The sequence below is a fragment of the Albidovulum litorale genome (genome assembly GCF_025751495.1).
Classification (GTDB): domain Bacteria; phylum Pseudomonadota; class Alphaproteobacteria; order Rhodobacterales; family Rhodobacteraceae; genus Albidovulum; species Albidovulum litorale.
The window spans coordinates 436,893-463,297 of sequence record NZ_JAOWKZ010000001.1; the positions used below are offsets into that span (position 1 = coordinate 436,893).

The window sequence follows — 26,405 nt, forward strand, 5'->3', positions numbered from 1 at the left end:
TCATCACAAGTCCGGCAGGGCGAGTTCCAGGTAATGGACGGCGATCCGCACTTCGCCACTGGCAAAATTTCCACCCTCAGCATCAAGCTGCATCGCCTCGGGCACATAGAATGTCGTGGGCTGTCCCAGCACTCCACGCGCCCATGACCCGGCTGCAAGGCCAAGGCCCGAACCATATCGCCCGACCGCCCCGGGATTGCCGAGTGACCACCCCGTGAGCGTGCCGGTGATGTCCACTGTGACGCGTGCGGTCGCCCCGAACACCACGGCATTCGAGGGGATGACAACCATCGTTGTCGAAACCGGTCCTGCGGCTATCACATGATCGATTTCCGCGACTTTCAGCGACAGTCCCGCATTCTTGGGCGATAGGGTCGCCATCCCGATCCGCCATGCAGCGCCGTCATACAAAGCAGTGCCGCCCTCATCCAGAATCGCAGCGTGCCAGCCGCGCTTAGGATCAGCAAACTCCCAACCACCATTGGTGCCGATGGCAATCTTGCCGTCCTGCCCCGACCATTCGTTAACCGCGCCGACCGGCACACCATAGCAGGCCCCGTCGATAACGATCGCCGGTGGCAGGGCGACACTCTTCGAGATCAGCACAAGCTGCACAAGCCCGTCGAGCCGCGCCATCCCCTCGTTTACGGTCACATGTTTCTGCGCCTGCGCCGGTTGCAACAGCGGCAGGCCAAGCTGGTTGGTATTAGGCATTGACAGTGATCCTCCTGAAGGGTCCCGGCCCGAACGCATCGGACAACTGAGCCACATGAATTTCGAACGGCGCGGTCACAGCATCGGCGGCCTGCATCGCCGTTGTGTAAGTCCAGTTCGGCTGCGCCACGAACACCTCGCGCCGGATCAGAGAGCTTTCGACAACCCGGACGAGATACCGTTCAAGCGCCTCTCCCAATGGTACGTCCAGCCCTGACCAGCTATCCCCGTCAATCCGCGTGCGACGGACCCAGCTCACGCCCAGATCGCCCACCAGACCGCGCCGTGCCCGCAAATGAGCGGGTGACAGCGGCCTAAGACCGATCCCGGAAAACGCCTCGACCCGGTGGATGTAGGACGGATCATCATAAGCCCGCGTCGATGGGCCGATCCTGTAGTGCCGGGCCAGATCTCGCGCAGCCAGCGCCATATCGATCTGCTTCGGCGCACCGTTCATCAGGACCACATAGGACCCGATGGGCCAATTCGTAGGCATGACCGCATCTGTACCTGCCTGCCCCCTCAGCCGCATCGAAAGGTCATAGGTATCGGGACCAACCAGTACAGCATCGGCAAACTGGAAAAGTTCCCAATTGCTCGGCGAGCCATCGCCGATCGCCATCACATTGGCCCCGTTAAAAAGCTGGTCGGGACTGACAGAACTCAGATCGCCACCAGAAACCCTGACGCGCAGCGGCAGCCCCCGGTCCCAAAGCCCCGGCGCGGCGGCGTCTAGCGCTGTTTCCGTCTCGCCAATGACCGCACGGGTCGAAATCAGCCGGTTCAGCAGGTACCCCGCATCGGTGTCCGAAGAATATACCGCAGCAGAACCCGGCCAAGGCGTCGCGGTGACCGCCAAATGCGGTGCTTGGGGCGCCTCCTGGCCGGTCATGAGCGGCAGGTCCATGAACAGAGGAAAGACTGGAACCGGAGCGGCGAATTTGCGTGGTGTCACGCGTTCCTCAGCTTCGTCTGACGGTCCATAGACTGCCGGTTCCACCCTTACTGCTTCCAGCGCGATGGCCCCCGCCTGCTCGGCCCGGTCGATGCGGTAGCGTCCCGCCCCGCCAAGATCTACAACATCGCCGACCCCGAGATGACCCAGCGACGGCGGCAGCGCGAACCGCGCGCCATCCCGCGCTACCCGCGCCTCGGCCAGCCAGCGCTCGACGATCCGCAGCCCTTCGGACCGGGTCAGCGCCAGCACAAGTTCCGACTGTGCGATACCCAGCGCCGCTTCGTCGGGAAAAATCGCCTCGACCGAACGTGCCTCGTAATCGCCCTCGGCCTCGACATAGTTCAGGCGCACCCGCCCCGCGACCTCGGCCTCAGTCGCGCGAACCGTCTCGACCCAACCATCAGTTTCCTCGCTCACGGCAATGTCTGCGGCTCCGACATTTGCCTTGACCACACCGTTCCGCATCCGGAACCGCATCAGACCATCCCGCTCCAGCGCCTCGAACCCATAGGCCAGCATCAGTGGTTGTAGTGCCGACCGCCCAGTCGTCACATCCGCCACCGAATAACCCCGGACAAGGCCGTAAAGCCCGTCCACGTCTATATCGTTCAGGTCCGAACGCGCACAAATCTCGGCCACCACGCTCGACAGGGGTTGCGCCGACACGCGCCCATTCATCCAATGCCCGCGGGCATAATTCTCGCCATCCGACCAAAGGTCTGAATTGGCCGGGAAATGGGGAAACGGCCTTGCATCCCAGGCCCAGACATGGGCGCGGTCCATATCGATCATCGGCCCGCCATATTCGGTAGAAACGGGGTTCCTCTGGGGATCGCGCCAATAGTCGATGACCGCGCGCAGGTACTGCATCTGGATCAGGTCGTCGCGCCGACCGTTGGAATATACCGGCAAGCTGGATTCGGACGATTTGGGGTCGAGGAACTTGTTCGGCTCGTTCGTTCCCTTGTCGATGGCCGCGCAACCAAACTCCGTGAACCAGACCGGCTTCGACTGCGGGACCCACGGGCTCTGCACGCCTTTCACACCGGCTATACGGTCGAAATGTTCGTTCTCCCACCAGGATCGGATGTCCTTGTAGCGCCACACCCAATCCTCGCCATATGCATCGTCGGTGATCGGCGTGCGGATCTGGGCATCGCGATGGGCCTGACTGGAATAGAACCAGTCATAGCCCTCGCCGCCCTCGATATTGGCCTTCAGATACTCAAGGTTGTAGAGCGATCCCCAATGAGCATCAGCATGGTCCTGCCCCTCGCGCCAATCCGACAGCGGCATGTAATTGTCGATGCCGATGAAATCGATGTTGGCATCCGCCCAGAGTGGGTCGAGGTGATTGTAGAGATCGCCGGTTCCGTCCTGATAACCGGAATACTCAGTCCAGTCGGCAGCATAGCTGATCTTGACGGCGGGCCCGAGAATGCTCCGCACATCGGCTGCCAGGGCTCGCAGCGCCGCGACAGTGGGAAACGCATCCCCTGCACCGCGTATCTGCGTCAGCCCGCGCATTTCCGAACCAATACAGAACGCATCGACGCCACCAGCGGCGGCACAAAGATGCGCGTAATGCAGGATGAACCGGCGATAGGACCATTCGGCCGGTCCGGTGTAGGAAACCGTGGTGCCGGTGACAATGAAATCGGACGCCTGAGCAGTGCCAAAAAACGCCGCGACTTCGACATCCGCTGCCACCGTTCGGTCCGGCGTCCCCGCCCGACCCGGCGCAGCTGAAAGCGTGATCCGCCCCCGCCACGGCAAGGCAGGCTGGTCGGCAGCACCGGACCAAGGATCAAACAACCCGTTTCCAGCCAGCTGCTCCAACAGGATGAACGGATAAAAGACCACCGACTTGCCATCGGACTTCAACGACCCGATCGCTTCGATCACCGCCCGGTCCGCAGGCGTACCGCCGTAAATTGAACGCCCCGACGCATCACGCGGCACTTCTTCAGCCGCTGCCCGTCCGATCCCACCAGCCCGCCACGGCATGCCGACACCATCGAAGCGCCTGTCTTCCACCTTCGGCTTCAGCGTACAACGCCCACAGCGCAGATCGCCCCCGAACCACGAAACCACCAGCGATGCTGAACCGCAGCCCGGCAATTCCTCGCGCAATGCCTCCATGGACAGGACGAAATCGGTCTTGCCACCCGGCGCGTGGATATTCGCCGACACATTCTGCCCGACACCCATGCTGAAATGCACCGGCGTCGTCGCAAGTGCGTATTCGCCCGTCCCCGGGACCAGCGCGACCCCACTCACACCCCGCGTCAGGTCCGGTTCCGCGTCGATCGCGTCGCCCTGCGCCGCCCGCAGGACCTCGAAACTGAACTGCGGCACCCGGTTGCCGAACCGCGACAGATCCAGGTCTTCGAAGACGATATAGGCCGTTCCGCGATAGGCCGGAACATTGCCCGCCCCCTCCACGGCCTCCATCTTCGGATCGGGCAACTGGTCTTCGGCCCCGCTATAGACACGCATCGTCACGTCGTCGCGGGATATCTCGATCCCATCCGCCCAGATGCGCCCCACCCGTGTGATCTCCCCTTCACAAAGCGCGACCGCGACGTTCACCGAATAGGAAAACTCCCGCACCGTCGGCTGCGACGGCGCGCCCTTGCCGCCGCCACCCGATGTGGTCACATGTTCGGTGAAGCGTGAAGCCCAGATCACCTGCCCGGCAATCCGCATCCGCCCCCAGACCTGTCCGACAGGCGCGCCCTCCGAAGCTGCCGTCAGCCGGAACCGGTCGATCCGCCCGGTTTCCACGGTGCGCGAGCCCGATCCCATCAGCCTCTGATCAATCGCCCGCCCCAGTGTTGCCCCGATCGCACGCCCGATGACCGCGCCCGAAAGACCGAGGATCGAACCGCCGAAACCGCCACCGATCGCGGCACCAGCGGCCGAAAGCAAAATGGTCGCCATGCCGACCCTCCTTCAGGGAAATTCGAACCTCGCCACGACGCGGCGAAGCCAGGGGACGGAAAGCGGACTTTCCATAACGCCGTGCCCGGAATAGGCGTGAATGAAACTTGAGCGGCTACCGACGGCGGCTACCAACCCCAGATGCTTGGCGACGGCCCCTTCGCGCATCCGGAAAAGTAGAACCTCGCCCGCCGCCACCGCCCGGGCCGGATCGCACGGCCGCAGATGGCGTCCCGCGGCCTGCCACAACCGCTCGATCCCTTCCGGTTCCGACCAGTCCTTCGTATAGGCAGGCATCGCTTCGGGCTCTGCACCATAAAGCTCACGCCACACACCCCTGATCAGCCCCAGACAATCAGTTCCCGCCCCTTTTGCCGAGGCCTGATGCCGATAAGGCGTTCCGATCCAGGCCCGCGCGATTTCGACTGACTTGTGCCGAGATGCGCCCATCACCGCCTGCTCCCGCCGTCATTGATAGCGGCCCCGACCGGATAGGACATAAGCCAGTCCTCGCCCGGAATGTCCGGAAAGCCACGGAAGTTATCGAGGTTGGCGAATTTCAGTCGGCAGGTATCCGCGCGCCTGTCACATCCCGCCTCAAGCCGAACCATGTCCCCAACAGCCGGGGCAGCCCCCAGCGCCTGCCACAGCTCGACCGTCCGGATATCGCCGGTGCCCAAACGGTCATTCTTGACCGCCCCGACCAATCCGGCCGCCTTCCCGGTCAGCACCCGGAACCGGCCCTTTTCGAACCACCGGTCGTCATAGCCGGTGAAATTCACGAACCGGAACACCCGCGCCTCCTCAATCTCTTCGACAGCGCGTTCCTCCGAAAAACCTAACTGGTTCAGATCGAATCTGCAGCGGCTGTCCCCCAGCACTGCCGAACACCGGGCGTGATATATCTGCCCCTGCTCTTGATTGAGCGCCTCCGCCAACCCGCGCAGTTCAGCGTTGAACGCGCCGCCTTTGCGCACGATCTCGCCCAATGTGCCGCGAAACTGCAGGGCACGAACCGAGACATCGGCCCAATTGACCAGCCAGCCCCGGACCTCTGCCCCGTCAAAGCGCCCGCCAAGGATGTCCTCCTCGGTGATCGCCTCGGACTGAAGCGCGCCAAAGGCCTCGGTATTGTCAACCGACAGGCCCGTCGCCTGCTGGATCGCCTTCGCGGTCATGCCCGACCCGGCACGAAAGGTGATCCCCTCGAAAGCCAGATCGCGGTCGTGGTCGGTAAACCCCAGAACCGCCCCATCCTTGCGGGTCACCGCAAAGGCCCGCGCAAGCGTGGTGACGCCCGTGGCCAGATGATCCTTCAACGCCTGGGGATAGGTCAAAGCCGCACCTCCACCACCGGAACCTGCGGCACGTCGCCGGCCTGAAACGAGGCGACCGAGACCTGAATCCCGTCGGTATCAAAACGCACCGGCACGTCGAATTCGAATCCGGCTGTCACCCGTTCATCGACGGCGGGCGGGCTCGCAAAGGTGACGATCCCGGTCGCCACATCGACCGTGAAATGGACGCCTTCCTGCAATTCGTCACCCTGCAAGCCGATACGCACCGTCCCCGCCACCGGTTTGCTAATATCCCGGCTCTGCGCCTGCGACCCGGACGCATAACTTTTCACAAGCTGATACTCCGCCCTCAAGCCGTCACCGATTCCGATCAGCTGATCTGCATAGGCGGGCGTGGCCGAGGCCGTGCAGGATTTGTAATCCGCCCAGTCCTTCCAGCGAAAGCCGTTCAACTGCCCCTGCCGTGCCTCGAAAAACGCGATCAGCGCCCCGATATCGTCAAGGCTGCGCAGGCTTACCCCCGCATCATAACGGCGCCGCGACTGCGACCAGGGGGTATTGCGTTCCTCGAACCCGTTCGACAACTGCACCACTTCCGTGCGCCGCTCAGGCCCCCCGACCGAGCCGAAGCTGAGATTCGCTGGAAACCGCACCTCATGAAATGCCATGCCGCTCTCCTCACCGGTTTCTGTCGCCTCGGGCGAGCGCCCGGGCCATCTGCGCCGCAATCTGGCTCTGACTGCGGGCGAAGCCCTGCACATCGGGCGTCGTCACGTTCATGACAATGTTCACCGGCCGCCCGCCACCCGCCGCCTGAACGCCCAACCGCCCGTCGGCACCGCGCGCCAAGGGCATGATCGCCTCTGGCCCCGCCTCGCCCATCAGACCCCGACCATTCCGCATCGGGAACATTGTGGGCGAGGACACGACACCTCCCTTGGCAAAGGGCATCACCCTGCCTTGAGAAAAACTCCCACCCTTTTCGAAAGGAAAGAGCCCGCTCACCAACCCGTTGATGCCATTTGCAATCGCGCCCCCGACGGCATTCTGAATAGGCTGCAGCGCGGTGTTGTAGACGCTGTTCACAATCGTCTGCGCCACCTGTTTCAGCGCATCCGACAGCTTCATCCCGTCAAAGATCAACCCGTCGAAAGCCCGCCTCAAGCCGCCGCCGATGCTCTTCGACAGCGTATTCACCTCACGTCCGGTGAAGACCATGCTTTCCCGCATCCGCATCAGTTCGGCGTCAAACGCCGCCGCCATCACCTGCGCACCACCCAGGCTGGTTTCAAGGGCAGCGGCCTGTGCCGCCAGCCCATCAATCCCGTCCAATCCGTCCGTCACCGGCATCTCGGCCCTCCTTTGTCCCGACAGGCGCATCCGGCCAGGCCCGCGCCAATTCCTCCAGCCGCGCCCGGTTAAGGGGCGGCACGGCGCCCGGATCACCCAGCATCAGCACAAGCTCGGCAGGCGTAAGCCGCCAGAAGACGTCCGGTGCCAGACCAAGGCCCGACAGACCCGCCCGCATCAGCCCCGGCCAATCCACCTCACTGCGCCTCCGGCACCGTAAAGGCACGGGCCAGCAGCTCGGCCGCCACACGCGCCGCCTCGACCGGCCCGCCGCCGATCTCCACGTTCAAAAGATCGCCAGCCGTGCCCTTCCAGCCACCGCCGCGCAGCCCCGCCACGACCAGCATCAGCACATCGCGCGTCGAAAACCGCCCCGCCTCGAACCGCTCCACCAGCTCGATCAGCGTCCCGGTCCCCAGCCCCGCCTCCAGCTCCGCCAGCGCGCCCAGCGTCAGCTTGGCCACATGCCGCTCACCATCGAGCGTCACGGCCACTTCCCCCGTCCACGGATTGGCCATCAGATCGCCGTGAAGTTGAGCGCGCCGGCCGAGGCAAGCGACAGCTCATAGGTCGCCTCGCCGTTGTAACTCCCGGCATATTCGATCGCGGTGATCTGGAACGGTCCCTCGACAATGCCGAAATCCGGTATGATCACCTGAAACTGCTCGACCGTTCCGGCAAAGAAAATCTGCCGTGCCCGGTCGTCGGTCGCGCTGTCGACAAATACGCCGGAACCAGAGACCGAAGCCGACCGTACGCCCGCCCCGCCCAGCAACTCCCGCCAGCCGCCCTGGCTCTCCAGACTGGTCACATCGACCGTCTCTGCGTTGAAACTGATCCGCGTCGCACGCAGCCCCGCGATTGTGGTGAATTGCCCGCCCCCGGTCAGGTCGAGCTTGATCAGAAGGTCCTTGCCGTTCTGGGCAGCCATGTCCGTTCTCCGTTTCGTGAAAGTACCGGGCCGTCAGCGAAGAACTGACACCCTGAATTGTTCGATTTGTGCAACCCTGCCCCGAACCTGATCCGGAGCCCCAGGCTCAATCCTCGATCCGCGCCCGGAAGGTCAGGTCGATCCGCCGCACATCCGCCTTCTCGACCCGCCGCGCCCGCGCCTTGAGGAACCAGAGCCCCACCAGATGGCCGCGCGCCAGCACCAGTGTCGCGCCGGTCAAGGCATCCGACACCGCCGCCGCCACCGCCTTGGCATTCTGAAACCCCGCCTGATCGGTAACGACCGAGACGGTGAATTCGTGAAACGAGCCCCGCCCCACCTGATCGGAGGCATCGCGCACATCCTCGGGCCCGATCGACACATAGGTTCCCGTCACCGTACCCGGCGGTACGGAGTCATAGACCGCGCCAGATAACAGCGCATCCAGCGCTGAATCCGCCGTCAACCTCTGATAGATCGCCGCCTGAAGCGCGGCCGCTGCTCCGTAACTCATGCCACAACCTCCTCCTGCGCAAAGCAGGTCAGGTATTGCCCGCCCGGATCGTCCTCGGTCACGGCGGTAATGCGGAAAACCCGCGACCCGTCCCGGAACCTCTGTTCGGGCTTCGGCCGCGACGGCGCACCTTGCGGCGCGCCCCGCACCGTGATGCGGTAGTTGACCGAGGATACGGTCAGAAACTCCCCGGCCCGCTCCCGCCCCGACCCGGCATCGACGGCCGCCCAGAGCGTGCCCAAAGCCACCCAGTTCAGCGCCCATCCGCCCGCACCATCCGGCACCCGCTGCGCCTCTTCCAGCACGAGTTTGCGATTCAGCCTCGGCGCGCTCATGCGGCACCCCCGCCAAGCACCCGCACCGTCCGCCAGCGCTCGATCAAAGCCATAACGCCAAAGGGCATCGCCATCCGTTCACCCGCCTCATGCCGGTTCTCATGATACTGCGCCGCCAGCAGGAACACCGCCTGCGCCAGATCCACCGGCACATCCGCCCACACCAGACCAAAACCAGCCGTGAACACCACCTCGGCCACACCGCCCACCGGAATACCCGGCAACAAGGCCCCCGTCGCCACGATCTTCGGCCGGTGGGCATCCTTTTCCAGCCGGTAGCGCGTCGGGTCGATCAGGTCCGGCACCCCGTCCCGGTCCTTTACCGTGACGGACACAACCGCACTTACCGGGGCCACGGGCAAGGCTTGGGTATCGGGCCAACGCCAGCCATTCGTCTCAAGCACATAATCCCGCGCGATCAGCGCCTTGCCGATCCGTCCCTCGACCGCCGCCAAAGCGGCGCGCAGGTAACTCTCGACCAGCGCATCCTGCGCCCCGTCATCGGCAAACCCGGTGCCAAGCCGCAGATGGTCCTTGAATTCCGCCACCGGGAGTATCGCCTGCGGCACCGGTGTCACTTCGCTCAGCATCATGGGAAGTCTCCGATAGTTGCGCCCATTCTGTGAAGAATCGGACGCGGGCCAGCGCCCCGCATTGCTCGGACGGAGGGAGCAGCTAGACAACACGAGGGATTTGGGCAGCCCGCGCCCGAACGACCGGGGCCCGAAAGTCCCGGCCGACCCGCAATCCCTTACGAGATCGCGAATTTCAGCAGCTTGATCGCGGCAAAGTCGCTGACATCCCCGCCCACACGCTTGGAGGCATAGAAGAGGACATGCGGTTTGGCCGAGAACGGATCGCGCAGCACCCGCATGTCGGGGCGTTCGGCAATCGTGTAGCCGTTGTGGAAGTCACCGAAGGCAATGGCATAGGCATCATTGCCGATATCCGGCATGTCCTCGGCCACCAGAACCGGATATCCCATCAGCCGCGCGGGCTCGCCCGCCGCCAGACCGTCCGACCACAGGAAGCGGCCATCGGCATCCTTCATCTTGCGCACGGCACCCGCCGTCTTCGAGTTCATCACGAAGCTCGCATTCGCCCGGTATTCGGCGTTCAGCGCATAGACAAGATCAATGATCGCGTCCGAGGCATTGGTCGCGGCAAAATCGCCCGCCGCCCCCGTCGGCACGTAACCGAGCGATCCCCAGGCCCAGGCCCCGTTGTCAACGGCGCTATGGGTAAGAAAGCCCGTCGGCTTGTCGATGCCATCGCCCGAGATAAAGGACTGCGCCTCGGCCCGGCTGAACTTGTCGGCGATCCGCTCCGCAAGCCACCCTTCGACGTCAAAGGCCGAGTCGTCCAGCAGACGCTGCGACGCCTTCGGCATCGCCGCCAATTCATGCAGCGGGATAGAGATACGGTCGATCTGCGGCGTGCCGGTCTCCGCAATCGACCCGGTTTCCGTGGCCCAGCCCGACCCTAGATCGGTATGATCCACCAGCACATCGAACGAGGTCGCCTCAACCTGCACGACATTGGCGATCGAACGCAGCGACGAGGTCGCCTTCAGCACCCCGCGGATACGCTCGGAGGTCTGCGGATCGACCAGAAAACCGCCCTCCGCGTTCACCTGGCTATTCAGCGCCTTGCCCTCCAGCGTCAGGCCGCGCAGCCCGTCATCGTCGCCCGAGCGCAGATAGGTAGCAAAGGCCTTCTTGTGCGGCGCCTCATGGTCGATGGCGGTGGACAGAACCGGACGGCCCGGCATGTGAGATTTGCGATCCAGCATGGTCAGTCGCTCTTCCTGTTGTTGCAACCTTGATTTCACGTCGTCCTGAAAGCCCTTGAACTCGCTCAGGAAACCCTGCAGCGCGGACTTCACCTCCCCGGCCGGAGCGTCGGACACGCCTTCCCCGGCCCGAGCCTTCGTCTCGGTCTTCTTCATACCCATCACCTCAAGTCAGGGGTTGCGTCAGGCGGGGGTCATTTCCCCGCCAATGCCCGGCGCGCCTCGTCGAACAAAGCCGCCAGCTCATGCAGATCGGTCACCCCAAGCGCATCGCCCTTGGCCCCGACCCGCGCCTCGGGAAGCATCGGGAACGTGACCAGCGACACTTCCCAAAGCTCCACCTCGCGAAGCAGGCGCTGCCCCTTCGCGTCCTTCTCCGCCGTCACCGTGCGGTAGCCGATGGACAATCCGTCGATGGCGCCCGCCGCAACCAAAGCCGCCGCCTCGCGGCCCTTCTCGACCTCGGTCAGGATGCGGCCCTTCACGCGCAGGCCGCGGCCATCCTCGACGATCTCGTCCCAGACCCCGATGGGCTGGGCCGGATCGTGCTGCCACAGCATCTTCACCGCCCGGCCCTGATCCTTCAGCCGCGCCAGCGACTTGCCATAGGCCCCGCTGACCACAACATCGCCGCCCTGATCGGTGATGCCGAAGTAAGAGGCATAGCCCTCAATCCGGCAGCCCTCCTTGACGGCGACATCCTCGCCCAGCCGGCAGAACTTCATCTCCAGCCCGTAATCACTTGTCATCATGTCAGATTTCCTATTTCGGCCCGAACTCGATCAAGGACTGCGCCGCCTGTGCCAGAAAGACGCCCACCACCCCGAAAACGGTCATCCAAAGCCGCTTTTCCACGCCCCCGATCATCGCCTCGATCCGCTCCAGCCGCTTCTCGACCATCTCGAATTGCAGCGCCATGACCCGTTCCGTCGCCTCGAACCGATGTTCATGGGCGCATTGAAAGGGCTCTTTCAGGTAACGCGACCCCGGCCCCTCCATGCTCATTCCTCATCCGCCAGACGCGGCAGCCCCAGGATCGCCCGCTTTTCGGCATCGGTCAGGAACGTCGCCTCACCGATCCGCTTCCACTGCTGATCGCGCTCAATGGCCAAAGCCGGGACCTGATCCAGATCCGGACGCAGTTCCACATGCTCACCCAGATGGGTCGAAAGCCAATAGGACACCGCCGCCGTCACTCGTGTGGCCAGTGGCAACACCGTCAGCCGATAAAACGCCCGGTTCGCCTCCTGATAATTGGCATAGGTGGCGTCGCCCGGTATCCCCAGCAGCATCGGCGGCACCCCGAAGGCCACCGCAATCTCCCGCGCGGCCGCCTCCTTGGTCTTCTGAAACTCCATGTCCGACGGGCTGAACCCCATCGGTTTCCAGTCGAGCCCACCCTCCAGCAGCATCGGCCGCCCGGCATTGCGCGCGCCCTGATGATGCATCTCCATCTCTTGGATCAGCCGGTCATACTGATCGCCCGACAATTGCGCCTGCCCGTCCGCCCCCTTGTAGACGATGGCGCCCGAGGGCCGCGCGGCATTGTCGAGCAGGGCCTTCGACCAGCTCGACGCCGAATTGTGCACGTCAACCGCCACCGCCGCCGCCTGCATCGGCGACAGGCCATAATGGTCATCCTGCGGATGGAACGACTTGATGTGACAGATCGGATCGACCGGCCCGGTCATGTCGAAGCGGTGTTTGCGCCCGCCCACCGTGTAGTCATAGGCCACCGGCCAGCCATCGGCGCCGGGCACCAGCGAAATCCGGTCCGACCGCAGCACATGCAGTTCCACCGGCAGGCCGGTGACGCCCACCGCCTCGACATAGCCATTGCCGCTCAGCAGAAGCTGACCGTACAAAGCCTCGAACAGCTCCGCCCGCCCCTGCCCCGGATTGGGCCGCCGCATCAGGTCGATGACAGGATGCACGTCATAACGCCGCTCGCCATCCTGACAAACCAAGGGAAGCGCCGCCGCCGCCTCGGCGATCAGCTTTACCGCCCGGAACCCCACCGGATTACCGGAAAACCCGGTCTTCGTCAGGCTCACCACATCGCGCGGGCTCCACGCCACCCGCCCAGACGAGCCCCAGGCCACAACCCGCCCCGTGGCCGAGGCCTTATGCTCCGGCACAGCGCCTTCGGCGCGCCGGAAGATGTTCCAAACCATCCGATCTCTCCTGTCTTGCCCGACCGCCAGATGCCCGGCGCCCGCACCGGACGCCCCAACTTCCACTTGGGTCAAATATCCTCGGGGGGAGCGTTCCGGACCCGGTCCGGAACGCGTCGGGGGGCAGACAGCCCCCCGCTCCGACCTCGCCTACAGGCTTCGAACCTGCGGCCGCCGCCACTTCGCCGCGGGCTCCACGATCAGCTCGGTCAGCGCCCAGACCAGCGCATCGACCCGGTCGGGCGAGCCCTTGCCCTCAAACCCCCGCGCCGTCATCCGGCACATCTGATCCTCCAGCGCGCCAAGCCCCCGCAGATGATGCACCCGCCCCTGCTCGTAAAGCGCTGCCACCGGCTCCGCCCGCGCAACCTTCCCGCGCGCGGCATGGACCGCCCGGTAGGCCACGGTCGGATCGACCTGCCGTACCACGCTTTCCACCAGCTGACCGCCCTGATTGACCTCCGCCACCAGCCGGTCGGCGCCATGCCGCGCCATCGCCGCCACAGCCGCCCGCGCCCAGGTGTCGGGCGATGCCGCACTGACCGAGGCGTCCTCCAGAACCCAGGCCCGCCAGTCCGATGGCGGTCCCTCGGTCGCGGCCCCCACCACGACTATACCGCATTCGTCCGATCCCTTGTGACCGGTCACCGGCGGGTCCACCGCCACGACGATCCGGCTCATCCTGCCGGGCACCTCAACACGCCCCGCCTCCAAGGCGGCGGTCGTCCACAATGCCCCCTCGACATCCTCCAACAGAACCCCGTCCAGCTCCTGCCGCCCCAACCGCGTGCCCTCATAACGCGCGCGCACCTCCTCCAGGAACGAGGCCGCAAGATAGGCCCGGTTCGCCTCCGTCGGCGCCTGCGTCAGCACGGTCGAGGGGTTCTTCAGGATTGCCTTCAGCACCGGAATATTCTGCGGCGTCGTCGTGACCACCTGCTGCGGATGCTCACCCAGCCGAAGCGCGAATTGCAGCATGTCCCAGGCCTCCTCCGCCTTCGGCCATTTCGCAAGCTCGTCGGCCCAGGCCGCATCGAACTGCGGCCCCCGAAGCGAGTCCGGGCTGAAGGCCGAATAGACCTCCGCCACCGCCCCGTTCGGCCAGACGAGCCGCTTGCGCCCCGCCTCCCACACCGGCCTGCGATCCGGGGGGGAACAGGCAAGAATGCCGCTCTCGCCGAACACCATCACCTCGCGGACCTGATCCACCGTCTCGCCCAGCAGAGCCACGCGGCGCGCCCGCCCCTGATCCAGCGGCCGAGCCCCCTCGACCTGTGCGCGGACCCACTCAGCCCCGGCACGGGTCTTGCCCGCGCCGCGCCCGCCCATGATCACCCAGCTTTTCCACGCGCCCTCGGGCGGCAACTGATGCGGCAGCGCCCAGAACTCGAAAAGCCAGGGCAGCGCCATCAGCGCCTCGTCACTCAGGCACTCAAGAAACTCATCCACCATCTCCGGCGTCGCGGAGGCGAGCCAGGCGGCGGCCGATCTCATCCCGCGCCACGTCGAGGTCGAGCGCGTAGTCATAGGCGATTCCGGCTTCAAGCTTGTCGAGTTTCGCAACTTTCGCCCTTTCCTCGAACACCATCAGAAGCGCCTGCCGCAGATCCTTGTAGGATCGCGTGGCCTCTTTCAGGTCGTCGAACTGGTCCTGTCTGATCCGGTCCATCGCCGCGTTGATCTCGCCGACGATCAAACCGAGTAACCCCATGGCCTGATCGACCAGAGGTTCAATCTTCGGCCCTTCGGCCGTATTCCCTGTTGTCATTAAGTCCCGGCCGCCTCTCATGCAGGTCCCGCACGAGCGAAATGAAAAAGCGGCCCTGGGGTCGCCCCCGGCCGCTTGCCCACTTCTTCTAGCATGCCCGAAGGTATATCCGGGAGCGTTCGGATAGTCAAGAAAAACTGTGTTATCAAAGTGTTAACGCATAGTTCGCAGAGCGTGCCAGGTGCGGCATCTGAGAGTAAGGTGGATTTAAACCCACCTTACCAGTTCAAGTCCGGATCAATTCCCCGAACCCTGCTCCGCCTCGATCGCCCGCCATTTGGCGACATTGGCGTTGTGCTCGTCCAACGTCTCGGCAAAGGCATGCCCGCCCGTGCCGTCGGCCACGAAGAACAGGTACGGCGTCTCATCCGGGTTCAGCGCGGCGGCGATACTCTCCCGCCCTGGATTGGCGATTGGCGTGGGCGGCAGCCCGTCGATCACATAGGTGTTGTAGGGCGTGCGGCCCCTCAGCTCACTCTGGCGCAGCCCGCGCCCGAGCACACCTTGCCCCTTGGTGATGCCGTAGATCACCGTCGGGTCGGTTTGCAGCTTCATGCCCTGTTCCAGACGGTTCAGGAAGACACTCGCCACCCGGCCCCGCTCCTCGGGCACCCCGGTCTCCTTCTCGACGATGGAGGCCATGATCAGCGCCGTTTCGGGACTGTCGTATGGCAACCCATCCGCCCGCGCCGCCCAGAGGTCGGCGAGAACCGCGTCCTGCCGCCGTTGCATCTCGGCCAGCAGTTCGGCGCGCGAAGCGCCCCGCACGACCTCGTAGCTGTCGGGCGCAAGCCTACCCTCTGCGGGCAATTCACCCGGCTCGCCGGACAGAAACTCCGCCCGTTTCAACGCCTCAACGATCTGCCAGCTTGTCGCGCCTTCGGCCAGCGTGATGCGGAACCGCACCGCCGGGTCCTCGGCCCTTTCGACGTAAGCAGCGGGCGCAGCCTCAACCGCCGGATCGAATTTCGCCACTTCTTCGTAGCGGTTCGTCACCGGGTCAAGCTCGCGCACCACGACATCGGCCCCGTTGACGCCGATGCGGAAGTTCACTTCCGTCCCGCAGGTCGACTGACCGCTGCCAGTCAGCGTCTCAACGATCCCGGCCATCGACGCCTTGGGCGGTATGAGGAACGAACCCGCCTTCAGACTGCCAGCCTTGTCTTCGTAATCGGCTCCGACCCGAAAGATATAGGCCGAACTCACCGCCCCCTGATCCGCCAGATCGGCAGCCACCCCACGCAGGCTCGCGCCGCTTTCCACCCGGTAACAGATCGCCTCGGCCAGGGGCCCCGGCCCTTTATACTGCTGCTGCCCCCAGGCGACCAAAGCCGCCGCCGCCACCAGCAACACAATGGCGATGGTCAGAAAGTTCGAGGCGATGTTGCGCCACATCAGTCCGTCACCCGGCCAACGACGAGCGAAGCATTGGTGCCGCCAAAGCCGAAGGAGTTTGACAGCGCAACGTTGATTTCGCGCTTCACCGCCTTGTTCGGGGCGAGATCCAGCTTCGGTTCAACCGCCGGGTTGTCGAGGTTGATCGTCGGCGGCGCCACCTGATCGCGGATCGCGAGGATACAGAAGATCGCCTCGACCGCACCCGCCGCGCCCAGAAGATGGCCGATCGACGATTTGGTCGAGGACATCGTCGCCTTCGCCGCCGCATTTCCCATCAGCCGTTCGACCGCGCCAAGCTCGATTGTGTCGGCCATGGTCGAGGTGCCATGGGCATTGATATAGTCGATCTGGTCGGGCGTGATACCTGCCCGCGCCAACGCCGCCGACATGGAGCGGAAGCCCCCATCGCCGTCCTCCGACGGTGCCGTGATGTGATAGGCATCGCCCGACAGGCCATAACCCAGAACCTCGGCATAGATCTTCGCGCCGCGCGCCTTAGCGTGCTCGTATTCCTCCAGCACGACCACACCCGCGCCCTCGCCCATCACAAACCCGTCGCGATCGGCGTCATAGGGGCGCGAGGCCTTGGTCGGCTCGTCAGCGCGCTTGGTGGACAAAGCCTTGCAGGCATTGAAGCCGGCGATCCCGATCTCGCTGATCGGGTTCTCGGCGCCCCCTGCCAGCATCACATCAGCATCGCCCCATTGAATAAGCCGCGCCGCATCGCCGATAGCATGGGCGCCGGTGGAACAGGCGGTCACTACCGCATGGTTCGGCCCCTTGAAGCCATAGCGGATCCCGACCTGACCCGAGATGAGGTTGATCAGCGATCCCGGAATGAAGAAGGGCGAAACCCGCTTCGGACCCCGTTCCTTGATCAGCACGGCCGTCTCCGCAATCGACGACAGCCCACCGATCCCTGACCCGATCATGACCCCGGTGCGCAACCGGCTTTCCTCGTCCTCGGGCATCCAACCGGCATCCTTCACCGCCATATCCGCGGCGGCCATGCCGTAAAGGATGAAGTCATCGACCTTGCGGCGCTCTTTCGGCTCCATCCAGTCATCGGGATTGAACGTGCCATCGCTGCCGTCACCGAAGGGGATCTCACAGGCATAGGTGGTCACCACATTCGCGGTATCGAACCGCGTGATCGGCCCAGCGCCCGATTGCCCGGCAATCAGCCGCTTCCACGTCTCCTCGACGCCACAGGCCAACGGTGTGACCATACCCAGTCCGGTGACAACAACCCGCCTCATCGCGTTCCCCAACTCAGTTTGTATCCGGAGTTAGATATACGGCTCTGGCCGGGGCGGGCAAGGCCCGTTGCCGATACGGCAGCGGGCCGTTGCCGGTCAGATGAACTCGGCCACATGCGCGGTGTCGGGCCGCGCCTCACGCAGGGCATCCTTGAGATTCACGGTTTTATTGAACAGCGCCCGGCTTATCATCGCGCCGGACACTTCACCCAGCAGCCTCAGCCGCGACACATCGTCGACCGTGCGCACGATGCCACTGGCGATGACCGGAATCTTCGTCCGTTCAGCGATACGAGAGACAACGCCAAGCGCGGCGTCGGCATCGCCGATGTCATAGTCGATATCCGTCACCACCACGGCGGCAAAGGGCGTTCCCTTGAATGCATCAATGAACGCCTCGGGTGCATAGGAGCTTTCCGTCTTCCAGCCATGGGTCAGGACATGACCTTTCCAGACGTCGATCGACAGGACGATCTGGTCGGGGTGATGGAATGCGATCTCCTTCACCAGATGCGGATTCTGCGCGGCCAGCGTCGACACAACGATCCGCCCCGCCCCGAGATTGATCCATTCGGCGATTCTGTCCCGCGTGCGGAACCCGCCGCCAAGCTGCACCGGCAAACCGGCATCCCGGATGATCTTCAGAATCAGATCGTGATTCTTGTTGCTGCCCGCCATCGCGTCCAGATCGGTGACATGCATCCACTCCGCGCCCGCATGCGCGAATTCCTTTGCCTTTTCAACAGGATCAACATGCCAGATGGACGGTTCTTCAAGCCTGCCGCGATGCAGACTCACGCAGCGGCCATTTTGAATCTCGATCGTCGGATAGATGATCATCTAGCGCCTCCATGTTGATATCGCACGGAAAAATCCTCCGCACAGACTGGGCGGTCGCCTCATGTTCCGGGGCGCTGCCCTTACCTTGATGTTAGGTCTGATTGCGCTAAACCCAAAGGCGATTCCGACGTTTTTGAAAAAATCGCGCCACGTAGCCCCTATCGGCGCCAGCCCAGAAGGGCCTGCAACATGACCACAAGAGCCGCCGCAACACAGATCCATCCGATGAACCAGAACCGGCCCGCAAGCGCATCTTCCGCATAAGAGGCCGCGAAACGCGCCGCGCCGATCTTCGCAGCTGCGAGTGCCGCCACCGTCCCGACAGCACCCAACGCCAGCCGCCAGCGGGGCGGAACCCGCACAAGGATCAGGACCAGCGCCAGCCCCGCACCAGCCGCGCCCCCGAGCCAGCCGATCTTGACGGCCCAGAACGGATGCGCCCCCAGCCGTTCGGACAGCCCCATCCAGACACATGCGAAGACGATGACAAATGCGCCTGCCAGCGCGAACACCTGTCGTCCCATTCCCTTACCTTCCTGCAATCTGTGATGTGATCCAGAATCCCAAAACCGGGGCCGGGCGCAACGCACCCCACGCAGACGTGAAGGGGCGTCAGACGCGCGTGTCACGGCGCAAGAGCATCACCGGATCACCCAGATCCACACTCTCGCGCATGGGCCGGTAGCCGAGCGTCCGGGCAATCGCGAACGAGGCATCATGCCCGATCTCGATCATCGCATGGCTGACCCCGCCAAACTCCTGCGCATCAAACCAGCGATGCGCGGCCATGACCGCCTCCCGGCCATAGCCCCTGCCGTGGGCAGAGGCGGTCAGTACCCATCCGGCCTCAGGCGCGGCATCGAAATCATCGCCAATTCCGCGCATGCCGGTGAAAAAGCCGGTCTGGCCCAGAAACGCCCCGTCCTCGCGCCTTGTGATCGCCCATTGCCCAAATCCCTCGACCGCCCAGTTTCCGGCCACCTTCAGAAAGACGCCCCAGCTTTCGGTCAGGGGCCTTGGCTTGCCGCCGATGAAACGCACCACCTCCGGCTCCTGCCAGACCGCGGCAAAGGAGGGAAAATCCGCTTTCACCATTTCCCTCAGGATCAGCCGTTCGGTTTCAATCACCGGAATCATGGACGTCTCCCTGCCTTTCATCTGTCAGGTGCGATCCGCGACTGTCAGAACGACCTGGCACCATAAGAGTTGATGGCTTCGCGCACCCGTCACGGCGACTGTCCTAATCGCATGGTCAGGGCCATGCGAACACTGCGGTCACCAAACGAAAACGGCGCCCGCAAGGGCGCCGTTCCGTACTCAATCCGGTTCCGATCAGGCGGCTTCGGAGATGAACTTGACCGCGTCGCCGAAGGTCTGGATGGTTTCGGCCGCATCATCAGGGATCTCGATCCCGAATTCTTCTTCGAACGCCATCACCAGCTCGACCGTGTCGAGGCTGTCCGCGCCCAGATCGTCGATGAACGAGGCGCTTTCCGTCACCTTGTCCTCTTCGACGCCAAGATGCTCGACGACAATTTTCTTCACGCGATCTGCGATGTCGCTCATGTCAAATCCTCATTTCCGCGGGTCTTCCCGCCTTCTGGTCTCTTGCTCTTCGCGAGCGGCTCATGCCCCGCATGAAAGCAAAGGCAACCGGAAAAGCCCTTGTCCGTTCCGGCATGTCGCCGCCGCCTATAACACAGTCTAATGCGGAGGCAAACGCTTTCGCAACGTCCGTTTTGCCGGACGTCAGACCATGTCCATGCCGCCGTTTACGTGGAGCGTGGCCCCAGTGACGTAAGCGGCCTCGCCGCTGGCAAGGAAAAGTACAGCCGCGGCGATCTCTTCGGGCGCACCCATGCGTCCTGCCGGAATGCCAGCCGATATGCGCGCCTTCTGTTCGTCATTCAGCTTGTCGGTCATCGCTGTGGCGATGAAACCGGGCGCCACGCAATTGACCGTGATGCCACGGCTGGCCACTTCCTGCGCCAAGGCCTTCGACATGCCGGTCACACCGGCCTTGGCCGCGCAATAGTTGCCCTGACCGGGATTGCCCGCCGTGGCGACGACCGAGGTGATGTTCACTATCCGACCCCAGCGCGCCTTCATCATGGGCCGCATCACGCCCCGGCACAGCCGGAAGGTGGAGGTCAGGTTCACATCCAGAACCGACTGCCAATCCTCATCCGACATTCGCATGAAGAGGCTGTCGCGGGTGATGCCCGCATTGTTGACCAGGATGTCGAGCCCCCCCATGGCCTCGACCGCCTGCTTCGGCAGCGCCTCCACCGCCTCGGCGTCGGACAGGTTGCAGGGCAACACATGCGCCCGCTCGCCCAGTTCCGCCGCCAGCTCCTGCAAGGGCGCCTCACGCGTGCCCGAGAGGCCCACCGTTGCCCCCGCGCCATGCAGCGCCTTGGCAACCGCACCACCGATTCCGCCCGAAGCACCCGTCACCAGCGCCGTCTTTCCCGTCAGATCAAACATCGATCAGCCCCTCACTTTCTGTCCCACAATACTCCGGGTGGGGTCCGGGGAGGGCAGCGCCCTCCCCGGCCGCCTTACCCTTTTGCCGCAACCACATCCTCAGGCGTGCCGACCGCGCGCGTCTCCGCCTCCTTGGAGATACGCCGGATCATGCCGGAAAGCGCCTTGCCCGCGCCAATCTCCCAGAACTCGGTCACACCTTTTGCCGCCATGAATCCCACACTCTCGCGCCAGCGGACCGAACCCGTGACCTGTTCCACCAGCAGGCTGCGGATCGTCGCGGGATCGGTCACATCATGGGCGGTGACATTGGCCACCAGCGGCACTTTCGGCTCATCGATATGCACATGGCTTAGGGCATCGGCCATCGCAGCCGCCGCCGGACCCATCAATTCACAATGGAAGGGGGCAGATACCGGCAGAAGGATCGCACGTTTCGCGCCCTTCGCCTTGGCGATCTCCACCGCCCGCTCTACCGCGTCCTTGTGGCCCGAAACCACGACCTGCGCCGGGTCGTTATCGTTCGCAGCCTGACAGACCTCGCCCATCGCGGCCTCCTCGGCCACTGCCTTAGCGGTTTCAAAATCAAGCCCCAGCAGGGCCGCCATCGCGCCAACGCCGACCGGTACCGCCTCCTGCATCGCCTTGCCCCGCAGCCGCAGAAGCCGCGCGGTATCGGAAAGGCTGAGCGCGCCCGCAGCACAAAGCGCCGAATACTCGCCCAGCGAATGGCCCGCGACGAAGGCAGCGCTTTCCACGCCGATCCCCTCTGCCTCCAGCGCCCTCAGCGCGGCGATCGAGGTCGCCATCAGCGCCGGTTGGGCATTCTGCGTCAGCGTCAGCTCTTCCTGACTGCCCTCCCAGATGAGCCGTGAGAGGGCCTCGCCCAAAGCCTCGTCGACCTCATCGAAGACGGCCTTCGACGCCGGATAGGCCTCGGCCAGAGCCCGGCCCATGCCGGTTACCTGCGCGCCCTGCCCCGGAAATACGAATGCCCGTGCCATTATGACCCCCTGTGTTGTTTTGCCCCGAATACCCTGACGAGTGACGTCGCGCAATGCGCCGGTAACGGCGATTAGGGTGGCTGACGCCCTCAGGGCGATCGGATATCATGGGTTTACACGTATGAGGACCGTTATGCGCATCCCGCCACGCGCCGAACAGCGTCACGGTTACGAGTTGCCCGCGCGCCTCCTCCACTGGCTGGCCGCGCTCGCGATCTTCGCCGCACTTGGACTGGGCCTCTGGATGACCCGGCTTCCGGCGGAAACCGAGGCCGAGGTGGCCACCGTCTTCCGCGCATACTCGGTTCACAAGACCATCGGCATGGCGGTTTTGGCACTCGGCATGGCGCGCATTCTCTGGGCCATTCTCCGCCCCGACCCCGGTCCGCTTCACCCCGAACGCGCGGTGGAAACCTTTCTCGCGCGGCTGATCCACCGCCTCCTCTGGATCGGCCTTCTGGCTCTGCCCGCCACCGGGCTCCTTTACCATTCCGCCGCTCCGGGATTTGCCCCGATCCTCTGGCCTTTCGGTCAGGCGCTGCCCTTCGTTCCCGCCGACGAGGCACTGGCGCTCGCCTTCCGAAATCTGCACGAGGCAGCAGGCTGGCTGGTCATGGCCGCCCTTGCCTTTCATATCGCAGGCACTCTGAAACATGTACTGATTGACCGCGATGCCACGCTTGCGAGAATTACCGCCGGGACCGGCCCCTCCGTCCCACCCGCCCGCAGGGCAATCCTGACCGCCGCGTTGGCCCTTGCGCTCTGGATCGCCTCACTGACCGCGGCATGGTTCACAGCCCCGCTGCCCGAGCCTGACCCGTTCGACGTCCTGGACGGATTGGAAACCTTCGACGATCTCGACAGGCCGGAATAGAATAAACCCGAAACTCTACACGCCGCCGGGTTAGGCCTCCAGTTCGGCGTCCCAGTAAAGGAAATCGACCCAGCTTTCATGCAGGTGGTTCGGTGGGAACCGCCGCCCGGCCCGCTGCATATCCTCCACATCCGGCCGGAAGGGCGGACGGCGCAGCGACAGGCCCGACTGTTTCAAAGGTTTGTTGGCTTTCTTCAGGTTGCAGGGAGAACAGGCGGCAACCACGTTTTCCCAGCTTGTCACGCCGCCCCGCGAGCGCGGCAGGACGTGATCGAAGGTCAGATCACCCCTCGACCCGCAATACTGGCAACAGAATTCGTCCCGCAGAAAAAGATTGAAGCGCGTGAAGGCCACGCGCTTCTGAGGTCTTACGTAATCCTTCAGCACCACGACCGAGGGTATTCGGATCGCCGCACGCTGCGACCGCACCACTTCATCATATTCGGCCAGTATCATCACCCGGTCGAGAAACACCGCCTTGATCGCATCCTGCCAAGGCCAGAGCGACAGCGGATAATAGGACAGCGGCCGGAAATCCGCGTTCAGCACCAGCGCCGGACAATGTTTCAACGCCGAAGGTTCGCGGACGAAACCAGTGCGGAATTCGGTGTCAGTCGGATGGTCGAGCATTCTTACGTCGTCCTCACCTCGCATGCCGCTGTGGCACCGGGGCGGGAGCGCCCGCCCCTGCTTATCCACAACTATATCTGGCGTTTCGCGTCTGACAAGCCCCGCGATATGCCATGGTTGCCACAAAGACTTTACCGGGCGAGCATGAAGGGATCATGACAGGTCGTGGAACGGCGCGCACCGACCAATGGTGCGCGCCGTGTCACCAATCGGGCCTTAAAACGCGGCCCAACGCAGACATCTGCTAAGGGTCAGCGGCGCCGATCGTCGCGGTGGATGCGAACCGGCAGCCGCTTCGGCTCCCGGCGGGGAGAAGTCATCACGAAACCAAGGGCAATGAAGGCGAGTGCGGTCATTGCAATGATTTCCATGGTTCTCTCCTTGAGGGATTCGCTGGTCACAACCTAATGCCGCCGGTGGCGGTTTCAAGCCCCCGGCAGCTTGTCCTTGAGAAAGGCCAGAGCAACCGACAGCCCGTCCGGCGCGATGCCGTGGCCGGTGCCCTTCATGACATGGCCATAGGTCTCGAACCCCGCTGCAGTCAGCGCCTCTCCCGCCAGTCCCATTTCCTGGAACGGCACCATCGGGTCCTGATCGCCATGAATGAGCAGAACCGGCGGCTTCGACACCGCCTCGGCGGTAAACGTCTCTGGCTGCAAAAGGCGACCGGAAAAGGCGACAATCGCCGCCACGGGTTCGGCCCGGCGCGGGAGGATATGCAGCGCCATCATCGTGCCTTGCGAAAAGCCGATCACGCCCAGCCGGTCGATGGTCAGCCCCTCATCGGCCAGACGCGCATCGATGAAGGCATTGATGTCGTCGATGGAGCGGAGCATGCCCGCCGTCGCCTCCGCATCGGACGACCCGTCGAGCCAGGGGATCGGGAACCACTGATAACCCATCGGGTTGTTGCGGCAGGGCTCAGGCGCGTCCGGCGACAGGAAAACCGTGTCGGGCAGATGCGGGGCCAGCGGATCGGCAAGGCCCAGAAGGTCGGCGCCATCAGCGCCATAGCCGTGCAGGAAGATCACCATAGACTTGGCCTTCCCCGACCGTGCGGCCCTGCGGCCGAACTTCAACTCACGCGTCACCTGATCCCCTCCCGGCTTTTCACGACCCGGTAGTAGGCCCAGAGCGCGCGGGCCGCAATGGCCCTCCAGGGGGACCAATCCTCAGCAATCCGGCGCAATTCCCGTTCATTCGGGCGCTCAGGCAGGCCGAACAACAGCCGCGCCGCTTCCTGCAGCGCCAGATCGCCCGGCGCGAAAACATCGGCCCGGCCAAGCGAGATGATCGCATAGACCTCAGCCGTCCATAGGCCAATGCCGGGCAGTGCGGTCAGCGTGGCGATCAACTCGTCGTCCGGCAGGAAGCGCAAAGCGGCATAGTCAAGCCGCGCCTCGGCCAGTGCCTTGCCATAGCGGATCTTCTGGCGACTGAAGCCGCAGGCGCGCAGGTCGTCTTCGGTTGCGCCCCGCATCGCCGTTTCACTCGCCAGCCCCGCCGCCTCAAGTTTCGCCCAGATCGCATCGGCCGAAGCGGTGGAAACCTGCTGGCCGATGATCGCGTCCAACAGGGCCGCGAATCCGTCCGGCCGTCGACGCAGCGGCAAAGGTCCCGTTTCGCCCAGAAGACGCGCGAAATCCGGGTGCCGTGCGGCCAGCCAGTCTGCCCCCTCGGCCACGCAGGTCTCGGTTTCAATGATGCGGCCGACCATCAGACCGGCAGATCGCCCGGGGGATTGCGCAGAAGCCGCGCCATGGTTTCCAGCGCCTTGGAAAACTCCGCCTCGGGCAAAGCCCCGTTCAGCGCGATACGCACGGCGTTCGGCGTATGGCTCTCGATCAGCGCGAATTCATCGGCCGACCGCACGATGACGCCCGCCGCTTCCGCCTCGCGCGCAAAGGTGGAGGCGCGCCATCCCTGCGGCATCGGCAGCCAGACAAAGGCCAACCCCTTCTGCCAGCGCAGGTCAAAAGCGCCGAGCACGTTCAGTGTCATCTCCAGACGCCGGGCAAAGACCGCCTGCACCTTGTCGCGCAGCCGTGCCCCCTCGCCCGAGGCAAGAAGGTGGTAAACGATATCGGTCACCGGACGGGCAAGCCCGAAATAGGAATGCTGCGCGGCAAGCCGCCCGGCCTCGCCCAGACCCGTGGGGCAGACGATCGCGCCAAATCGCAGACCGGCGGCCAGCGATTTTGAGACCGAGGTCACATGCCAGGTCCGTTCCGGCGCAAGGGCCCGCAGGGACGGATCAGTCGCGACCTGCACCGAATAGCAGTCATCCTCCACGATCTGGATATCGTGCCGCCGCGCCACCTCGGCAATTTCCGCCCGGCGTCGGGCTGGCATCTTTACCGTCGTGGGGTTCTGCGCATCCGTGGTGACACAAACGATGCGCGCATCATGGCGGCGGCAGGCGGCATCCAGCGCCTCGGGGATCATGCCGCCGCCGTCGATGGCGACGGGCACGATCTCTGCCCGATTCAGTCGCGCGGCGTGGCGGAACCCGGGATAAGAGAGTTCCTCGCAGAAGACCTGCGGTCGGGTCCCCTTCAGGCAGCATTGTAAGGCCAGATTGATCCCGTTCTGCCCACCATGTGTCAATACAATGTCATCAGCCGAGATCGGCCCGAGGATGCGGTCGGCGAGCCAGTTGGCAAGCTCCTCGCGCAACGGCCTGTCACGCCTGAGCCCGGGATAGCCGAGATAATCGACACAACCGCTCTCGCCAAGACCGGCGAAAGCCGCAGCAATGGCCTGCCCTTGCCCGACATCGGGAAGCTGCGGCGTCCGCAGATCGACCGGCGCCTTCGCGTCCGGATCACTTCTGTGGATCAGGCGCGGCTCCATCATAAGCGGTTGGGAAGCCCCGAATTTCGGGCGGTTAGAGGCGACGAACGTGCCCCGGCCGACGGCGGCTTCCAGCAAACCTTCCTGAGTCGCGATCTGATAGGCACGCGCCACGGTGCCCGGCGTCATGCCCAGACGCCAGGCCAGATCGCGCACCGGCGGCAGCTTAGTACCCTCAGGCAGTTCGCCGTCGCGAACCGCTTCGCGAAGCGATCGCGTAAGGGCAAGGTATTTCGGCCCGTCGTAATGCGTCAGGTCAGGCTGCCACATTGTACCCATGACA

31 protein-coding genes are annotated in these 26,405 nt (G+C 64.2%); 1 reads left to right on the forward strand and 30 read right to left on the reverse strand.

Annotated elements, in window-relative coordinates; translation table 11 throughout:
• Positions 1-3 precede the first annotated feature (3 nt).
• The 26 genes from OEZ71_RS02190 to fabD form a co-directional block, all read right to left on the reverse strand.
• Positions 4-714 carry a DUF2793 domain-containing protein gene (locus tag OEZ71_RS02190; protein WP_263738288.1) on the reverse strand — a complete coding sequence of 237 codons (711 nt, stop codon included), beginning with the start codon at positions 712-714 and terminating at the stop codon, positions 4-6.
• Positions 707-4,615, reverse strand: coding sequence for a baseplate multidomain protein megatron (locus OEZ71_RS02195; RefSeq protein WP_263738289.1), 3,909 nt, complete (start codon positions 4,613-4,615; stop codon positions 707-709). Before OEZ71_RS02195 ends, OEZ71_RS02190 begins: the two co-directional genes overlap by 8 nt.
• Positions 4,616-4,627: 12 nt before the next feature.
• Entirely contained in the window at positions 4,628-5,065 is a 438-nt protein-coding gene (locus OEZ71_RS02200; RefSeq protein ID WP_263738290.1) for an NlpC/P60 family protein, read from the reverse strand.
• Entirely contained in the window at positions 5,065-5,952 is an 888-nt protein-coding gene (locus OEZ71_RS02205) for a DUF2163 domain-containing protein (RefSeq protein WP_263738291.1), read from the reverse strand. Before OEZ71_RS02205 ends, OEZ71_RS02200 begins: the two co-directional genes overlap by 1 nt.
• Complete coding sequence (locus tag OEZ71_RS02210; RefSeq protein ID WP_263738292.1) at positions 5,949-6,581, reverse strand: DUF2460 domain-containing protein; 633 nt, start codon at positions 6,579-6,581, stop codon at positions 5,949-5,951. Before OEZ71_RS02210 ends, OEZ71_RS02205 begins: the two co-directional genes overlap by 4 nt.
• Before the next feature lie 10 nt (positions 6,582-6,591).
• Positions 6,592-7,263 (reverse strand): phage tail tape measure protein, encoded by a 672-nt coding sequence (locus OEZ71_RS02215; RefSeq protein ID WP_263738293.1) that lies wholly within the window; start codon positions 7,261-7,263, stop codon positions 6,592-6,594.
• The gene (locus OEZ71_RS02220) at positions 7,232-7,441 is read right to left on the reverse strand and encodes a rcc01693 family protein (protein WP_412175604.1); all 210 of its coding nucleotides are present in this window, start codon (positions 7,439-7,441) and stop codon (positions 7,232-7,234) included. The genes OEZ71_RS02215 and OEZ71_RS02220 overlap by 32 nt, the downstream gene beginning before the upstream one ends.
• Positions 7,442-7,460: 19 nt before the next feature.
• Positions 7,461-7,781 carry a gene transfer agent family protein gene (locus OEZ71_RS02225; protein WP_263738295.1) on the reverse strand — a complete coding sequence of 107 codons (321 nt, stop codon included), beginning with the start codon at positions 7,779-7,781 and terminating at the stop codon, positions 7,461-7,463.
• A complete protein-coding gene (locus OEZ71_RS02230; protein WP_263738296.1) occupies positions 7,781-8,194 on the reverse strand; it encodes a phage major tail protein, TP901-1 family in 414 nt (137 codons plus the stop codon). The genes OEZ71_RS02225 and OEZ71_RS02230 overlap by 1 nt, the downstream gene beginning before the upstream one ends.
• A 106-nt stretch (positions 8,195-8,300) precedes the next feature.
• A complete protein-coding gene (locus tag OEZ71_RS02235; RefSeq protein WP_263738297.1) occupies positions 8,301-8,708 on the reverse strand; it encodes a DUF3168 domain-containing protein in 408 nt (135 codons plus the stop codon).
• Positions 8,705-9,043, reverse strand: a complete 339-nt coding sequence (locus OEZ71_RS02240; RefSeq protein WP_263738298.1) for a head-tail adaptor protein — start codon at positions 9,041-9,043, stop codon at positions 8,705-8,707. The genes OEZ71_RS02235 and OEZ71_RS02240 overlap by 4 nt, the downstream gene beginning before the upstream one ends.
• Entirely contained in the window at positions 9,040-9,636 is a 597-nt protein-coding gene (locus OEZ71_RS02245; protein WP_263738299.1) for a head-tail connector protein, read from the reverse strand. Before OEZ71_RS02245 ends, OEZ71_RS02240 begins: the two co-directional genes overlap by 4 nt.
• A gap of 158 nt (positions 9,637-9,794) precedes the next feature.
• A complete protein-coding gene (locus OEZ71_RS02250; RefSeq protein WP_263738300.1) occupies positions 9,795-10,991 on the reverse strand; it encodes a phage major capsid protein in 1,197 nt (398 codons plus the stop codon).
• 38 nt (positions 10,992-11,029) lie between these two features.
• Positions 11,030-11,584 (reverse strand): HK97 family phage prohead protease, encoded by a 555-nt coding sequence (locus tag OEZ71_RS02255; RefSeq protein WP_263738301.1) that lies wholly within the window; start codon positions 11,582-11,584, stop codon positions 11,030-11,032.
• Positions 11,585-11,597: 13 nt separating this feature from the next.
• Entirely contained in the window at positions 11,598-11,840 is a 243-nt protein-coding gene (locus OEZ71_RS02260) for a GTA head formation protein, RCAP_rcc01685 family (RefSeq protein ID WP_318527792.1), read from the reverse strand.
• Complete coding sequence (locus OEZ71_RS02265) at positions 11,837-13,009, reverse strand: phage portal protein (RefSeq protein ID WP_263738302.1); 1,173 nt, start codon at positions 13,007-13,009, stop codon at positions 11,837-11,839. Before OEZ71_RS02265 ends, OEZ71_RS02260 begins: the two co-directional genes overlap by 4 nt.
• 150 nt (positions 13,010-13,159) lie before the next feature.
• Positions 13,160-14,503 (reverse strand): DNA-packaging protein, encoded by a 1,344-nt coding sequence (locus OEZ71_RS02270; protein ID WP_263738303.1) that lies wholly within the window; start codon positions 14,501-14,503, stop codon positions 13,160-13,162.
• On the reverse strand, positions 14,451-14,777 hold the full coding sequence (locus tag OEZ71_RS02275; RefSeq protein ID WP_263738304.1) for a hypothetical protein: 327 nt from the start codon (positions 14,775-14,777) through the stop codon (positions 14,451-14,453). Before OEZ71_RS02275 ends, OEZ71_RS02270 begins: the two co-directional genes overlap by 53 nt.
• A 237-nt stretch (positions 14,778-15,014) precedes the next feature.
• Positions 15,015-16,172, reverse strand: a complete 1,158-nt coding sequence (gene mltG, locus OEZ71_RS02280) for an endolytic transglycosylase MltG (RefSeq protein WP_263738305.1) — start codon at positions 16,170-16,172, stop codon at positions 15,015-15,017.
• Positions 16,172-17,434 carry a beta-ketoacyl-ACP synthase II gene (gene fabF, locus OEZ71_RS02285; RefSeq protein ID WP_263738306.1) on the reverse strand — a complete coding sequence of 421 codons (1,263 nt, stop codon included), beginning with the start codon at positions 17,432-17,434 and terminating at the stop codon, positions 16,172-16,174. The genes mltG and fabF overlap by 1 nt, the downstream gene beginning before the upstream one ends.
• Before the next feature lie 96 nt (positions 17,435-17,530).
• Positions 17,531-18,274, reverse strand: a complete 744-nt coding sequence (locus OEZ71_RS02290) for a 1-(5-phosphoribosyl)-5-[(5-phosphoribosylamino)methylideneamino]imidazole-4-carboxamide isomerase (RefSeq protein WP_263738307.1) — start codon at positions 18,272-18,274, stop codon at positions 17,531-17,533.
• 158 nt (positions 18,275-18,432) lie between these two features.
• Positions 18,433-18,798, reverse strand: coding sequence for a hypothetical protein (locus tag OEZ71_RS02295; protein WP_263738308.1), 366 nt, complete (start codon positions 18,796-18,798; stop codon positions 18,433-18,435).
• A gap of 88 nt (positions 18,799-18,886) precedes the next feature.
• A complete protein-coding gene (locus OEZ71_RS02300) occupies positions 18,887-19,411 on the reverse strand; it encodes a GNAT family N-acetyltransferase (protein WP_263738309.1) in 525 nt (174 codons plus the stop codon).
• 195 nt (positions 19,412-19,606) lie between these two features.
• The gene (locus OEZ71_RS02305) at positions 19,607-19,840 is read right to left on the reverse strand and encodes an acyl carrier protein (protein ID WP_103256210.1); all 234 of its coding nucleotides are present in this window, start codon (positions 19,838-19,840) and stop codon (positions 19,607-19,609) included.
• A 183-nt stretch (positions 19,841-20,023) separates the two neighbouring features.
• Positions 20,024-20,761 carry a 3-oxoacyl-ACP reductase FabG gene (fabG, locus tag OEZ71_RS02310; protein WP_263738310.1) on the reverse strand — a complete coding sequence of 246 codons (738 nt, stop codon included), beginning with the start codon at positions 20,759-20,761 and terminating at the stop codon, positions 20,024-20,026.
• A gap of 74 nt (positions 20,762-20,835) precedes the next feature.
• Positions 20,836-21,765: an ACP S-malonyltransferase gene (fabD, locus tag OEZ71_RS02315; protein ID WP_263738311.1), complete on the reverse strand. Its 930-nt coding sequence runs from the start codon at positions 21,763-21,765 to the stop codon at positions 20,836-20,838.
• Between the two features lie 133 nt (positions 21,766-21,898).
• On the opposite strand from fabD, the gene OEZ71_RS02320 reads away from it, so the two are divergent.
• Complete coding sequence (locus OEZ71_RS02320) at positions 21,899-22,639, forward strand: cytochrome b (RefSeq protein WP_263738312.1); 741 nt, start codon at positions 21,899-21,901, stop codon at positions 22,637-22,639.
• 30 nt (positions 22,640-22,669) lie between these two features.
• Here OEZ71_RS02320 and OEZ71_RS02325 read toward each other — a convergent pair whose 3' ends face one another.
• The 4 genes from OEZ71_RS02325 to OEZ71_RS02340 all read right to left on the reverse strand — a co-directional run bounded on the left by OEZ71_RS02325 (position 22,670) and on the right by OEZ71_RS02340 (position 26,401).
• Positions 22,670-23,269: an HNH endonuclease gene (locus tag OEZ71_RS02325; RefSeq protein WP_263738313.1), complete on the reverse strand. Its 600-nt coding sequence runs from the start codon at positions 23,267-23,269 to the stop codon at positions 22,670-22,672.
• 425 nt (positions 23,270-23,694) lie between these two features.
• On the reverse strand, positions 23,695-24,360 hold the full coding sequence (locus OEZ71_RS02330; protein ID WP_263738314.1) for an alpha/beta hydrolase: 666 nt from the start codon (positions 24,358-24,360) through the stop codon (positions 23,695-23,697).
• The gene (locus OEZ71_RS02335) at positions 24,357-24,989 is read right to left on the reverse strand and encodes a DNA-3-methyladenine glycosylase family protein (protein ID WP_263738982.1); all 633 of its coding nucleotides are present in this window, start codon (positions 24,987-24,989) and stop codon (positions 24,357-24,359) included. Before OEZ71_RS02335 ends, OEZ71_RS02330 begins: the two co-directional genes overlap by 4 nt.
• Positions 24,986-26,401: an aminotransferase-like domain-containing protein gene (locus OEZ71_RS02340; protein ID WP_263738315.1), complete on the reverse strand. Its 1,416-nt coding sequence runs from the start codon at positions 26,399-26,401 to the stop codon at positions 24,986-24,988. Before OEZ71_RS02340 ends, OEZ71_RS02335 begins: the two co-directional genes overlap by 4 nt.
• Positions 26,402-26,405: the final 4 nt, after the last annotated feature.